This window comes from Mycobacterium sp. IDUB_5 (assembly GCF_055419565.1).
In genome coordinates, this window is record NZ_JBVAXX010000010.1 from 82,148 (window position 1) to 94,764 (window position 12,617).

Genomic DNA, 12,617 nt, shown 5'->3' on the forward strand with positions numbered 1-12,617 from the left:
GAGGTCCTTGAGTTGAGCGTTCTCGAACAGAGCCGCCACCTCGCCACCGCTATCCCCGGCCCGCGCTCGCAGGAGCTGATCGCGCGCAAGACGGCGGCGGTGGCCAGCGGCATCGGCAACACCATGCCCGTCTACGCAGTTCGCGCCTTCGGCGGAATCGTCGAAGACGTCGACGGGAACCGCCTCATCGACATGGGCTCGGGCATCGCCGTCACCACCGTGGGCAATGCGTCGCCGCGGGTGGTCGACGCCGTACGCGACCAGGCCGCCCAGTTCACGCACACCTGTTTCATGGTGACCCCGTACGAGGGGTACGTGGCCGTCGCCGAGGCGCTGAACCGCCTCACCCCCGGGGATGGCGACAAGCGCTCGGCGCTGTTCAACTCCGGCTCCGAAGCCGTCGAGAACGCCGTCAAGATCGCCCGCACCTACACGGGCAGGCAGGCGGTCGTAGCGTTCGACCACGCCTACCACGGCCGGACCAACCTCACGATGGCGCTGACCGCCAAGTCGATGCCCTACAAGCACGGTTTCGGTCCGTTCGCCCCGGAGATCTACCGGGCGCCGCTGTCCTATCCGTTCCGCGACGCGGAGTTCGGCAAGGAGCTGGCCACCGACGGTGAGCTCGCCGCCCGGCGGGCCATCACGATGATGGACAAGCAGGTCGGCGCCGCCAACCTGGCCGCGGTGATCATCGAGCCGATCCAGGGCGAGGGCGGATTCATCGTGCCCGCCGAGGGCTTCCTGCCCACGCTGCTGCAGTGGTGCCGCGACAACGGTGTGGTGTTCATCGCCGACGAGGTGCAGACCGGCTTCGCGCGCACTGGCGCGATGTTCGCCTGCGAGCACGAGGGCATCGTGCCCGACCTGATCGTGACGGCCAAGGGCATCGCCGGTGGCATGCCGCTCTCGGCGGTGACGGGTCGCACCGAGATCATGGATGCTCCCCACGTCGGGGGCCTGGGCGGTACCTACGGTGGCAACCCGGTGGCATGCGCGGCCGCGTTGGCCACGATCGCGACGATCGAGGACGACGGGCTCGTGGGGCGCGCCAAGGAGATCGAATCGTTGATGAAGGACCGGCTCGGCCGTCTGCAGGCCGAGGACGACCGCATCGGCGACGTCCGCGGGCGCGGCGCCATGATCGCGGTCGAACTGGTCAAGGCCGGCACACTCGAGCCGGACGCAGAGCTGACCAAGAAGCTCAGCACGGCTGCCCACCAGGCCGGCGTGATCGTGCTGACGTGCGGCACCTTCGGCAACGTGCTGCGCTTCCTGCCGCCGCTGACGATCAGTGACGAGTTGCTCAACGAGGCCCTCGACGTCCTCGAGTTGCTGCTGCGCGACATGTGACCGGCCTCACTGGCTAACAGTCGGACCGCGCGAAACTGTGATCCGGACCACGGAATCAGCTGCAGCAGAGCCGTTTTGCGGTCCGCGGCAGCGATTCACAGCAACCTGACAGCCGCAAAAGGTCCTTTGTCGGAATACGCTTAGTTTTACTAACGTAGTTTTCTGGTGGACGCGCGAATGCGCCCCCACCGACAACGTGTTCTCAAAGGATTACTGATGCCGACTGATACCCGTGAAGAACGACTCGCCCGCCGCATCGACGACCTGCTGGCCACCGATCCCGAGTTCGCCGCGGCCGTGCCCGATGACACGATCGCCGAAAACCTCGATCACCCGGAGCTGCGTCTACCGGACATCATCGCCACCGCGCTCGACGGCTACGCCGAGCGCCCCGCTCTCGGCCAGCGCGCCGTCGACCTGGTCACCGACCCGCAGACCGGACGCACCGAGGCCAAGCTCCTCCCCCACTTCGACACCATCACCTACGCCGAACTGTCCACCCGCATCCACCAGCTGCTCGCCGCACTGACCGATGTGAATCCCGGCGACCGCGTCGCCGTCCTCGGCTTCACCAGCGTCGACTACGCCGTGATCGACACGACGCTCGCGCTGGCCGGCGCGGTGTCGGTGCCACTGCAGACCAGCGCACCCGAGGCGACCTTGCGGCCAATCGTCGCCGAGACCGAGCCCGTGGTGTTCGCCGCGTCCGTCGACCATCTCGCTGACGCCGTCGACCTCGTCCGCGACGCCGAGTCGGTGGGCCGCCTCATCGTGTTCGATCACCGCGCCGAGGTCGACGATCACCGCGACGCCGTCGCCGACGCACGTGCCCGCCTCGCTGACGCCGGCCGCTCCGTCGAGGTCGTCACGCTCGCCGAGGTGCTGGCCCACGGCGCGACTTTGCCTGCGGCACAGCCATTCACCTCACCCGAGAAGGATCCGCTTCTCCTGCTGATCTACACCTCCGGCAGCACCGGTGCCCCCAAGGGCGCGATGTACCCGGAGCGGTTGGTCGCCAACGCGTGGCGCCGGTCCGGTCGCTCGACGTGGGGCGGCGAGCAGTCGACGCCGTCGATCACGCTGAACTTCATGCCGATGAGCCACATGATGGGCCGCGGTCTGCTCTACGGCACGCTCGGCGCCGGCGGTACCGCGTATTTCGCTGCGCGCAGTGATCTCTCGACGTTCCTGGAAGACCTCGCACTGGTTCGCCCGACCCAGCTGACCTTCGTTCCGCGCATCTGGGACACCATCGCCGCCGAGGTCGCCAAGGAAGTGGACCGCCGACCCGACGGCCTCGACGACGTCTACGCCGATCTGCGCCAGAGCCTCATCGGCGGCCGCTACGTGATGGCGATGACCGGCTCGGCGCCGCTGTCACCCGAGATGCGGACCTTCGTCGAAGACCTCCTCGACCTGCACCTGACCGACGGCTACGGCTCGACCGAGGCCGGAGCGGTGTTCGTCGACGGACAGATCCAGCGTCCGCCGGTGACCGACTACAAGCTCGTCGACGTCCCGGACCTCGGCTATTTCACCACCGACCGTCCGCACCCGCGCGGCGAATTGCTGGTCAAGTCCGAGACCCTGTTCCCCGGCTACTACAAGCGGCCCGAGGTCACCGCCGAGATGTTCGACCCCGACGGCTACTACCGCACCGGCGACGTGGTCGCCGAGACCGGCCCTGATCAGGTCGTCTACCTCGACCGTCGCAACAACGTGCAGAAGCTCTCCCAGGGTGAGTTCGTCGCCGTCTCGAAGCTCGAAGCGGTGTTCGGCGACAGCCCGCGAATCCGTCAGATCTACGTGTACGGCAACAGTGCCCGGTCCTACCTGCTGGCCGTGGTCGTGCCGACCGAAGACGTGCTGGCCCGCGACGACGCGAAAGCCCTGATCGCCGAGTCGCTGCAGGACGTCGCCCGCGCGGCCGATCTGCAGTCCTACGAGATCCCCCGCGACTTCCTGATCGAGGAGACCCCGTTCACGCTGGAGAACGGTCTGCTCACCGGCATCCGCAAGCTGGCCCGGCCGAGGCTCAAGGAGCGCTACGGCGACCAACTCGAAGCCCTGTACGCCGAATTGGCCGAGGGGCAGGCCGACGAGATGCGCACGCTGCGCGCCGAGGGCGCGAACCGGCCGGTGCTCGAGACAGTCGGCCGCGCGGCGGCCGCCCTGCTCGGCACCGCGGCCACCGATGTGCAGCCCGACGCCCACTTCACCGATCTCGGTGGAGATTCGTTGTCGGCGTTGACATTCGGCAACCTGCTGCGTGACATCTTCGACGTCGAGGTGCCGGTCGGTGTGATCGTCAGCCCTGCCACCGATCTCGCCTCGCTGGCGGCCTACATCGAGACGCAGCGTCAGCCCGGCGCGAAGCGGCCCACCTTCACCGGCGTGCACGGCGCGGGTGCCACCGAAGCCCGCGCCAGCGATCTGACGCTCGACAAGTTCATCGACGCCGAAACCCTCTCTGCGGCAACCTCGTTGCCCGGACCGAGCGCCGAGGTTCGCACGGTGCTGCTGACCGGCGCCACCGGATTCCTGGGCCGCTACCTGGCCCTGGACTGGCTGGAGCGGATGGACCTCGTCGACGGAAAGGTGATCTGCCTGGTCCGCGCCAAGGACGACGACGCCGCGCGGGCCCGCCTCGACGCGACGTTCGACAGCGGCGATCAGCAGCTGTTGGAGCACTACCGCTCCCTGGCCGCCGACCATCTCGAGGTGCTGGCCGGCGACAAGGGTGAAGCCGATCTGGGCCTCGACCCGCAGGTGTGGCAGCGCCTCGCCGACACCGTCGACCTGATCGTCGACCCGGCCGCGCTGGTCAACCACGTCCTGCCCTACAGCGAGCTGTTCGGCCCCAACGCTGTCGGCACCGTCGAACTGATCCGTCTCGCCCTGACCACCCGCCAGAAGCCGTTCGCCTACGTCTCGACGATCGGGGTGGGCGCCGGGATCGAGCCGGGCAGGTTCATCGAGGACGGCGACATCCGTGAGATCAGCGCGGTGCGCAAGGTCGACGACAGCTACGCCAACGGCTACTCGAACAGCAAGTGGGCCGGCGAGGTTCTGCTGCGCGAGGCTCACGACCTGTGCGGATTGCCGGTCTCGGTGTTCCGCTGCGACATGATCCTGGCCGACACCACCTACGCCGGTCAGCTGAACCTGCCGGACATGTTCACCCGGTTGATGTTCAGCCTCGTCGCCACGGGCGTGGCTCCGGAGTCGTTCTACCAGCTCGACGCCGACGGTCAGCGGCCGCGCGCCCACTACGACGGGCTGCCGGTCGAGTTCATCGCCGAAGCGATTTCCACGCTGGGTGCCGCGGTGGCTCGCGAGTCGGAGAGCGGGTTCGAGACCTACCATGTGATGAACCCGTACGACGACGGCATCGGCCTCGACGAGTTCGTCGACTGGTTGATCGAGGCGGGCTACCCGGTGCGCCGGGTGGGTGACTACGCCACCTGGCTCGCCCGGTTCACCTCGGCGATCAACGCCCTGCCCGAGCGCAAGCGTCAGGCGTCGCTACTGCCGCTGCTGCACAACTACCAGCGGCCGGAGACCCCGATCCCGGGCTCCATCGCACCCACCGACCGGTTCCGGACGGCGGTGCAGGAGGCCAAGATCGGGCCCGACAAGGACATCCCCCACGTCACCCGAGAGGTGATCGTCAAGTACGTCACCGATCTGGAGCTGTTGGGACTGCTCTGAGTCAGTGGTGCACCAGGTTGCGGTCGCGCCGTCCGCCGAAGAGGCGGCCGCGCAGACCGCGCCGCGGTGCCCGCTCCTGTGGATCGACCACCTCGGTGGGCTGCGCGCCCACCGGGGTGGCTGCCGTCCGGTCCGTGACAGGCATCGGGCCGGTGTGGGCGGGAGCGTCGACAGCAACGGGGCGGCTGGCGTACTCGACGTCGCGGACGCTACGTACCGACACCCGGCCCAGAGCCAGCGCGCCGAGGAAGATGATCACCGCGCCGAGGCCGTAGAAGTAGCTGAGGTCGAGCCAGACCCGCTTGGTTTCGGTGTCGGCGACCGGTGCGCCGGCATCGCCGAGGCCGAGCGGGCCGGCCAGGGCCCGGCCGATCACGAACCATGCGCCCCCGGCCACACTCAGCCAGCTGCCGAGCACGGCGGTGGCACGGTTTCGCGAGGTCAGCAGTACCAGACCGCCGAGCACCGTGATCAGTCCGGGAAGCACCTCGAGCCAGCCTCGGCCCGTGGTCCAGGTCCATGCTTGATCCGGGGTGAAGGCGAAGTCGAAGTTCGGCCCGATGAACGGGACGAGGGCGCCCCACAGGCCGAGCAGAACGAGCAGGAGACCGCTGGCGGCGCCGCGGCTGCGTGGAATGGTCATGCGACCGCCGCGTGGTCGATCTGGGCGCTGAGTTCCGATCATGATGCCTCCTTGTGACGTGCCCGACGTGCGCACAGGAGTACCCCCGCCCCACCGGCGGTAACCGAGGCGGGAATCGATCGTTACAGGGTTGAGGCCAGCAACAGGAGCACGATCGCGACCAGCGGCAAGGTCCCCTGCATCACCGCGGCGCGGGCCTTCTCCCGCGCGGAGGCGACCAGGACGACCGCCGCGGCGAGCATCGACCCCAGCCCGGCATAGAGCAGCGCCGCACCGACGGCGTCGGCGCCCGTCGCCGTAGCCATAGCCGTAGCCACGATGCCCGCCACCGTGACGATCGCCAGGAACAGGTTGTAGAAGCCCTGATTCAGCGCGAGCAGGCGCGTGGTCTGCGCCTCCTCCTCGCTCATCCCGAACACCGCCCGGGTGCGCGCCGAGGTCCACGTCACCGACTCCATCACGAAGATGTAGACATGCAGGATCGCGGCGAGCGCCGCGACGACGAGCGCTGCGGCGGTCACTCGAACAACCCCGCCTGGCCGAGCGCACCGGCCCCGCTGGGCGGTGTCATCCCCAGGTGGGTCCACGCCAATCGCGTGGCGACGCGACCTCGCGGAGTGCGCGCGATCATGCCCGCCCGCACCAGAAATGGCTCACACACTTCTTCCACAGTCGTAGCTTCCTCCCCCACCGCCACCGCGAGAGTCGACACGCCGACCGGCCCACCCCCGAAGCTTCGGGTCAGCGCGGAGAGCACGGCGCGGTCGAGCCGATCCAGCCCGAGCTCGTCGACGTCGTAGACCTCGAGGGCGTACTTGGCAATGTCGCGGGTGATGACGCCGTCGGCGCGGACCTCGGCGTAGTCGCGAACACGACGCAGCAGCCGGTTGGCGATGCGCGGCGTACCGCGGGAACGGCGCGCGATCTCGGCGCCGGCATCGGCTCCCAGCTCGATGCCGAGGATGCCGGCCGAGCGGGCCAGCACCCGTTCGAGTTCCGCTGGCTCGTAGAAGTCCATGTGGGCGGTGAAGCCGAACCGATCACGCAGCGGCCCGGTCAGCGCACCGGAACGGGTGGTGGCGCCGACGAGGGTGAAGGGTGCCACCTCCAACGGAATCGACGTCGCGCCAGGCCCTTTGCCGACGACGACGTCGACGCGGAAGTCCTCCATCGCGAGGTAGAGCATCTCTTCGGCGGGGCGGGCGATGCGGTGGATCTCGTCGATGAAGAGCACGTCGTGCTCGACGAGATTGGACAGCATCGCCGCCAGGTCACCGGCGCGCTCCAACGCCGGACCCGATGTGAGGCGCAACGACGAGCCCAACTCGGCCGCGATGATCATCGCCAGCGATGTCTTCCCCAGCCCCGGCGGCCCGGACAGCAGGATGTGGTCGGGCGTCCCGCCGCGATTCTTCGCGCCCTCCAGAACCAGCTGCAGCTGCTCACGCACCCGGGGCTGGCCGATGAACTCGCCGAGCGACCGCGGCCGCAGGCTCGCATCGATGTCTCCCTCGCCGACCGTCAGTGCCGGGGAGACCTCCCGCTCGTCGGCGTCGTCGGGCGACCCGTCCTGATCTCCAGCGAACCGACCCATCACTTCTTCCCGAGCATCGACAGGGCTGCTCGCAGCGCACCGGAGGTGGTGGCCTCGGGGTCGTTGGCGAGCACTTTGTCGGTGGCCTCCTCGGCCTGCTTCTGCGCGAAGCCGAGACCGACGAGCGCCTCGACGACCGGTCCGCGGATACCGTGTCCGCCCGCAGCGGTGAGCCCGGACGAGGTGGACGCGCCGACTTTGTCGCGTAGCGTGAGCACCAGCAGCTCGGCAGTCTTCTTGCCCACCTTGGGGATTCGCACCAGCGCGGTGAGGTCACCGTCACCGATGGCAGCCCGCAGCGTCGGGCCGTCGTACATCGCGAGCGCACCCAGCGCGATGCTCGGTCCGATACCGGAGACGCCCAGCAGCGTCAGGAACAGGTCGCGCGCATCGGAGTCGGCGAAACCGTAGAGGGTCTGGGAGTCCTCGCGCACGATCATCGCGGTGATCAGCCGTGCCTCGGTGCCGCGCCGCAACGTCGCCAGGGTCGACGGCGTCGCCATCACCTTGTACCCGACGCCGGCCGCCTCGATCACCACGTGATCGAGCGCGATGTCGAGGACCTCGCCGCGTACCGACGCGATCATCGCGCGCTCCGCGACATCTTGGCGGACTTGAGGGTGGCCTGATACTTGCGGCGCTGCTCGGCCGCCATCGCCTCCGCCTCGGCCATTCGGGCGATCATCGGTGCGCGCCAGCAGTGACAGATCGCGAGCGCCAGCGCGTCGGCCGCGTCCGCCGGGGTCGGCTTCTGTTGCAGCGCAAGGATTCTCGTCACCATCTCGGTGACCTGCGCCTTGTCGGCCCGGCCGTTGCCGGTGACGGCGGCCTTCACCTCGCTGGGCGTGTGGAAGTGCACGTCGATGTCCCGCCGGGCGGCCGCCAGAGCGACCACCCCGCCTGCCTGCGCGGTGCCCATCGCGGTGTTGGCGTTCTGATTGGAGAACACTCGCTCGATCGCGATGACGTCGGGGGTGTGGGTGTCCAGCCAGTGCTCGACGGCGTCGCTGATTGCGAGCAGGCGGTGCGCCAGCGGATGATCAGCCGGGGTGCGCACCACGTCCACGTCGAGCGCGATGACCTGGCGGCCGCGCCCGCTCTGGATCACCGACAACCCGCACCGGGTCAGCCCGGGGTCGACACCCATCACGCGCACGCCAGCCTCCTACAGAACATTTGTTCGAGAGCTTAGCGCCGGGGACCGACCGTCAGCGGGAGGGACACGCGTCAGATCGTGTAGTTGCCCGAGCGCCAACCCTGCCGGATCTGCAGGGCGAGTTCGGCGCAGCGCCCGCCTGCGCGCCGCCACCCGCGCACCAGCTCCCGCTGCACCTCGACATGGTCGCGTTCGACGACGACCACCCAGCGCACCCCGCAGAGCTTCGCCAGCAGCCACAGCGGCCACACCACGAGGAACGGCAGGATCAGCACCAGGCCGATCACCCAGCCGAAGAAGTCGAAATTGTCGAGCAGATCACCGAGGTCCGGGAACGGCCACAGCACGCGGTACACCGACCACTGCACGCCCTGGGAGTCCGCGACGACGGCCATCGCCAGAGCATACGCACTGATCAGCCGGGTGCGAGGCGAGCCGCGCGCGGCGCCTCGAGGGTGATGCCGCGATACTGCGGAGCCAGGACCCGCCCCGCCGCGAGCAGCGGCTCGCTCGAGCGCAGCGTCCGGGCCAGGACGAACGCCCCCTCCAGGGCGACGATCAGCGCGATCGTGGCGTCCCGGGCCTTCGCCTGGTCGAGTCCGCGCTGCTCGAAGTACGCGGCGCCGCCGACGATCCAGCCGTCGAAGATCTCCCCGGTGGCCTGGCGCAGCGGCTCGACCGTGTCGGCGATCTCGGCCGCGACACTGGCCACCGGGCACATGTTCGCGAAGCCAGTGGCCGCCATGTCCTCGGCGGCCTGCCGGAACACCCCGTCGACGGCGTCGCCGAGATCGGTGTAGGCGTCGACGACCGTCGGTATCAGCAGCCCGTAGGCCGCCCCGGCATTCAGTAGCGCCTCCCGCGCGATCTGCACCTTGCCGTCGCGGAAGTGGTGGTACAGCGATCCGATCGGCGCTCCCGACGCCTCGGCGATGTCTTTCATCGCGACCCCGGCATAGCCGCGGTGGCGCATCAGTTCAGCCGCGGCGGTCAGGATCGACTCCCGTGTGGACCTTGCCATCGTCACCTCCCGATGCCATGCTAGAGCACACGTTCTAGAACGATGGTTCTAATGGAGGAATGATGCTGACGGTCACCACCCACGCAGGTCCCATCCAGATCCGGGAGGAAGGCGACCCGCACGGCGCACCCGTCGTGCTGCTGCACGGACTGCTGATGAACGACGCGCAGTGGGACCTGGCCATCCCCCATCTGCCGCCGCACTGCCGCTACCTCCTGCCGGTCCTGCCAATGGGCGGCCACCGCATCCCGATGCGTCCCGACGCCGACCTGACCATGCCGGGCATGGTCGGCATCGTCGCCGACGTCCTCGATGCTCTCGACCTGACCGATGTCACCCTCGTCGTCAGCGACTGGGGCGGTCCACTGTTCCTCACCGCCGCCGGGCGCGATCGGCGGATCGGCCGACTGGTCATCTGCCCATCGGAGGCCTTCGACAACTTCCCACCGGGGTGGCCAGGCAAGGTGGCGTGGCTGGCCAGCCGCACGCCCGGCACGGTGGCGCTGGCGATGCGGCAGCTGCGCATCGGATGGCTCCGCAGGCAGTACCTGATGTTCGGCATGATGGCCAAACACCCACTGCCGCAGTCGATCGTGGATGCGTGGACAGCACATGGATTGGCGGACAAGGCGATTCGCCGCGATCTGGTCAAGTACTGCCGAACCCGTTTCGACAAGCCTGCGCTGATCGAGGAGACCAATCAGCTGGCAGCCTTCGACCGGCCCGCGCTGGTGCTGTGGTCGGACAACCCGGTGATGCCCGTCGAGCACGCGCATCGGCTCACCGAGCTGTTACCCGATGGACGGCTACAGATGATCGAGGACGCCTACGTGCTGGTGATGCTCGATCAACCGCAGCAGACCGCGGCAGCGCTCGCAGGATTCCTGGCCGCTACCGCGCCTCGGTGAGGGCGGTCAGTCCTCGTCGAGGGCGGCCGCGACGTCGTCGGGGATGTCGACGTTGGTGTAGACGTCCTGCACGTCGTCGCTGTCTTCGAGAGCGTCGACGAGCTTGAGCACCTTGCGTGCCCCCTCGAGGTCGACCGGCACGCTCACCGACGGCTGGAACGTGGCCTCGGCGGACTCGTAGTCGATGCCGGCGTCCTGCAGCGCGGTGCGCACGGCGACCAGATCGGTGGGCTCAGAAATAATCTCGAAGCTCTCACCCAGGTCGTTGACGTCCTCTGCGCCGGCGTCGAGCACGGCAGCCAACACGTCGTCCTCGGTCAGCGAGTTCTTCTCCAGCGTGACCACACCCTTGCGGGTGAACAGGTAGGACACCGAACCCGGGTCGGCCATGTTGCCGCCGTTGCGGGTCATCGCGACGCGCACTTCGCCTGCGGCCCGGTTGCGGTTGTCGGTCAGACACTCGACCAATACGGCGACGCCGTTGGGGCCGTAGCCCTCGTAGGTGATGGTCTGCCAGTCGGCGCCGCCGGCTTCCTCGCCCGCGCCGCGCTTGCGGGCGCGCTCGATGTTGTCGTTGGGCACCGAGTTCTTCTTGGCCTTCTGGATGGCGTCATAGAGGGTGGGGTTGCCGGCGGGATCGCCCCCGCCGGTACGCGCCGCGACCTCGATGTTCTTGATCAGCTTGGCGAAGTTCTTGCCGCGACGTGCATCGATCACGGCCTTCTTGTGCTTCGTGGTGGCCCACTTGGAATGGCCGCTCATCTGCTCGCTACCTCTTTCACCGACTACGTCGAAGTCCGATTGACCAGTCTACGTGCCCCTCACCCCAGGTCCTGCCCGATGCCGCTGCGGGATCTCCGGGCGGCCGAGAGTGGGCCCTACGCGCGGGAGCCGGCCGACAATTGTGCAGATGCCCCACGTTCGATCAGATCGCGCGTACGCGCGCCGCCTGTTAGCTGGACCACAGTCTCTGGATGCCGATCTTACTCCGGAGTAAGGTGCTGTTGCATGACGTTCTCCCTGGAGCTGTCCTCGGACCTGATCGACGTGCAGAAGTGGGTCCACGAGTTTGCCAACGACGTCGTCCGCCCCGCCGCCGCGGAGTGGGACGAGCGCGAGGAAACCCCGTGGCCGATCATCCAAGAGGCGGCCAAGGTGGGCCTCTACTCGATGGAGTTCTTCGCCGAGCAGGCCGCCGAACCGACCGGCCTCGGCATGATCGTTGCGTTCGAGGAGATGTTCTGGGGTGACGCCGGCATCGCGCTGGCGATCCTGGGCACCGGCCTGGCCGCGGCGTCCGTCGCCGCCAACGGGACTCCCGAACAGGTCGGCGAATGGGTGCCGCAGATGTTCGGCAGCGTCGACGATCCCAAGGTCGCGGCATTCTGTTCCTCAGAACCCAACGCAGGCTCCGACGTCGGCTCGATCCTGACCCGCGCCCGCTACGACGAGGCCACCGACGAATGGGTGCTCAACGGCACCAAGACGTGGGCCACCAACGGCGGCATCGCCAACGTGCACGTCGTCGTCGCGTCGGTGCACCCGGACCTCGGCACCCGCGGGCAGGCCTCGTTCATCATCCCGCCCGGCACCAAGGGACTGAGCCAGGGCCAGAAGTTCCTCAAGCACGGCATCCGCGCCTCGCACACCGCCGAAGTGGTTCTCGACGACGTACGCATCCCCGGTCGGCTGATCCTGGGCGGCAAGGAGAAGTTCGACGCCCGCATCGCCAAGGTCCGCGAGGGAAAGAAGGCCGCCGGCCAGGCCGCCATGGCGACCTTCGAACGCACCCGCCCGACGGTGGGCGCGATGGCTGTCGGAGTCGCCCGGGCCGCATATGAGTACGCCCGCGACTACGCCACCGAGCGTGAGCAGTTCGGCCGCAAGATCGGCGAATTCCAGGCTGTCGCCTTCAAACTCGCCGACATGAAGGCCCGAATCGACGCCGCCCGGCTGCTGGTCTACCGCGCCGGCTGGATGGCCCGCAACGGCAAGACGTTCGATTCCGCAGAGGGCTCCATGGCCAAGCTGGTCGCCAGCGAGACCGCCGTCTACGTCACCGACGAGGCGATCCAGATCCTCGGCGGCAACGGCTACACCCGCGAATACCCGGTGGAGCGGATGCACCGCGACGCCAAGATCTTCACGATCTTCGAGGGCACCAGCGAGATCCAGCGGCTGGTGATGGCCCGCGCGATCACCGGGCTGCCCATCCGCTGACGTGATTTCGG

12 protein-coding genes are annotated in these 12,617 nt (G+C 68.4%); 4 read left to right on the forward strand and 8 right to left on the reverse strand.

Translation table 11 applies throughout. The features are described 5' to 3' along the window. Window positions 1–12 precede the first annotated feature (12 nt). Both gabT and car read left to right on the forward strand, forming a co-directional pair. Window positions 13–1,353 carry a 4-aminobutyrate--2-oxoglutarate transaminase gene (gabT, locus tag ACZY1G_RS27450; RefSeq protein WP_463824122.1) on the forward strand — a complete coding sequence of 447 codons (1,341 nt, stop codon included), beginning with the start codon at window positions 13–15 and terminating at the stop codon, window positions 1,351–1,353. Window positions 1,354–1,569: 216 nt separating this feature from the next. Continuing rightward, on the forward strand, window positions 1,570–5,064 hold the full coding sequence (gene car / locus ACZY1G_RS27455; RefSeq protein WP_463824123.1) for a carboxylic acid reductase: 3,495 nt from the start codon (window positions 1,570–1,572) through the stop codon (window positions 5,062–5,064). A gap of 1 nt (window position 5,065) precedes the next feature. Here car and ACZY1G_RS27460 read toward each other — a convergent pair whose 3' ends face one another. The 7 genes from ACZY1G_RS27460 to ACZY1G_RS27490 all read right to left on the reverse strand — a co-directional run bounded on the left by ACZY1G_RS27460 (window position 5,066) and on the right by ACZY1G_RS27490 (window position 9,478). Further along, window positions 5,066–5,749 carry a hypothetical protein gene (locus tag ACZY1G_RS27460; protein ID WP_463824124.1) on the reverse strand — a complete coding sequence of 228 codons (684 nt, stop codon included), beginning with the start codon at window positions 5,747–5,749 and terminating at the stop codon, window positions 5,066–5,068. A gap of 80 nt (window positions 5,750–5,829) precedes the next feature. After that, a complete protein-coding gene (locus tag ACZY1G_RS27465) occupies window positions 5,830–6,228 on the reverse strand; it encodes a DUF1304 domain-containing protein (RefSeq protein WP_463824125.1) in 399 nt (132 codons plus the stop codon). Further along, window positions 6,225–7,301, reverse strand: a complete 1,077-nt coding sequence (gene ruvB / locus ACZY1G_RS27470) for a Holliday junction branch migration DNA helicase RuvB (RefSeq protein WP_463816604.1) — start codon at window positions 7,299–7,301, stop codon at window positions 6,225–6,227. Before ruvB ends, ACZY1G_RS27465 begins: the two co-directional genes overlap by 4 nt. Next, the gene (gene ruvA / locus ACZY1G_RS27475) at window positions 7,301–7,888 is read right to left on the reverse strand and encodes a Holliday junction branch migration protein RuvA (RefSeq protein WP_463816605.1); all 588 of its coding nucleotides are present in this window, start codon (window positions 7,886–7,888) and stop codon (window positions 7,301–7,303) included. Before ruvA ends, ruvB begins: the two co-directional genes overlap by 1 nt. Next, window positions 7,885–8,457, reverse strand: a complete 573-nt coding sequence (ruvC, locus tag ACZY1G_RS27480; protein WP_463816606.1) for a crossover junction endodeoxyribonuclease RuvC — start codon at window positions 8,455–8,457, stop codon at window positions 7,885–7,887. The genes ruvA and ruvC overlap by 4 nt, the downstream gene beginning before the upstream one ends. A 71-nt stretch (window positions 8,458–8,528) precedes the next feature. Further along, window positions 8,529–8,852: a hypothetical protein gene (locus tag ACZY1G_RS27485; RefSeq protein ID WP_463824126.1), complete on the reverse strand. Its 324-nt coding sequence runs from the start codon at window positions 8,850–8,852 to the stop codon at window positions 8,529–8,531. A gap of 20 nt (window positions 8,853–8,872) precedes the next feature. Further along, window positions 8,873–9,478 carry a TetR/AcrR family transcriptional regulator gene (locus tag ACZY1G_RS27490; protein WP_463824127.1) on the reverse strand — a complete coding sequence of 202 codons (606 nt, stop codon included), beginning with the start codon at window positions 9,476–9,478 and terminating at the stop codon, window positions 8,873–8,875. A gap of 62 nt (window positions 9,479–9,540) precedes the next feature. On the opposite strand from ACZY1G_RS27490, the gene ACZY1G_RS27495 reads away from it, so the two are divergent. Beyond that, window positions 9,541–10,386 (forward strand): alpha/beta fold hydrolase, encoded by an 846-nt coding sequence (locus tag ACZY1G_RS27495; RefSeq protein ID WP_463824128.1) that lies wholly within the window; start codon window positions 9,541–9,543, stop codon window positions 10,384–10,386. A gap of 6 nt (window positions 10,387–10,392) precedes the next feature. Here ACZY1G_RS27495 and ACZY1G_RS27500 read toward each other — a convergent pair whose 3' ends face one another. After that, on the reverse strand, window positions 10,393–11,148 hold the full coding sequence (locus ACZY1G_RS27500) for a YebC/PmpR family DNA-binding transcriptional regulator (protein WP_463816610.1): 756 nt from the start codon (window positions 11,146–11,148) through the stop codon (window positions 10,393–10,395). 246 nt (window positions 11,149–11,394) lie between these two features. On the opposite strand from ACZY1G_RS27500, the gene ACZY1G_RS27505 reads away from it, so the two are divergent. Continuing rightward, complete coding sequence (locus ACZY1G_RS27505) at window positions 11,395–12,606, forward strand: acyl-CoA dehydrogenase family protein (RefSeq protein ID WP_463824129.1); 1,212 nt, start codon at window positions 11,395–11,397, stop codon at window positions 12,604–12,606. Window positions 12,607–12,617 lie beyond the last annotated feature (11 nt).